The sequence below is a fragment of the Thiolapillus sp. genome, assembly GCF_048562965.1.
Classification (GTDB): Bacteria; Pseudomonadota; Gammaproteobacteria; order Chromatiales; family Chromatiaceae; genus Thiolapillus; species Thiolapillus brandeum_A.
The window spans coordinates 1-1046 of record NZ_JBHNMF010000981.1 but is presented as its reverse complement, the minus strand read 5'-3'; the positions used below and the strand labels follow the sequence as shown (position 1 = coordinate 1046).

Sequence of the window (1046 nt, the reverse complement as noted above, 5' to 3'; positions counted from 1 at the left end):
ACTTCAATGGGCGATTTCAGAAGATTCCATCGCCAATCTCATGAATGGCGCTGTGAATCATGAATGGTGTGGCATATCACGAATGGGGTTGCTAAATGAATGAAGCATCCGTATCCAGCCAAGCATGGCTGATTATATCTGCCCAGGGGCATGATAAGGGACTTCTGAATCACAGCATTCGGCTGGAGGGGGGTGCTGCTCTGTATCGTGGTATCGACACAGGGGCTTGGCTTCTCATCTCCGACGAGAGAGGGGGCATATGGAGTATCGGTCGAATCTATAGACTTCGTGATCGAGGTCGTCAAACTTCTATCCTTTTGGATAAGACATTGTCGATAGACCCTGCTGTACCTTTGTTGAAGGTGGGTTACTCAAAGCCAGCCAACGGTTGCATCAACCGCCTCCAATGGACCCATTTCGCCGAGACCATCCCAAAACTCTGCGGCAAGACGCTGGCAGATATTCCACTGATCAAGGATTCGGCCTACGTTCGAGAGCTGTTGCAATATGCGGTGATGGACGATCTTCGCGGCCCTGCGAACGGTCCCAATGAACTCATCAAGGATATGAGTGTACGCGATCGTTACCTAGTCGGTAAGTTGGCGCCCCGAGAGACCCTCGACGAGGGCAACGACTGGGGAAACAGCGCTGTGGATGAGGCCGAGGATGTGGTTCCAGACGATCTGGAGGTGAAGGCAAAGCCAGCTCCTCCAACCGCCGGAAAGCGAACCAAGGCGGGTGAGCAGCCCAAGGACGAGGAAGCACTGGGCAAGGGTGAGCCTGAGACCAGCGACGAGATCGACGTGTCCAAGAATCAATCGCTGGTGCCCTCGAGCTTCGGCATGACCTTCTGTGTCGATGGTGAGGCGGAACGTATCGAAGTGGAGGCGCGTTGGGGGCGTTATGAACGTCTCCATGATCACGGCATCACCAAGACCAGAAAGAAAAAGAACAAGAAGACGGGCAAGGAAGAAGAGATAGAAGTCAAAGTCTGGCAGCGTATTCCCTGTGGTGGCAAGATGGTATTGGACTTGAAACAGGGACCG

The 1046-nt window shown here is 53.4% G+C and carries 1 protein-coding gene; it reads left to right on the top strand.

Annotation, left to right across the window (positions count from 1 at the left end):
- Nucleotides 1-329 precede the first annotated feature (329 nt).
- Nucleotides 330-1046 (top strand): hypothetical protein (locus ACOCD2_RS21635; protein ID WP_419583143.1); only part of this gene is annotated, 717 nt, incomplete at its 3' end.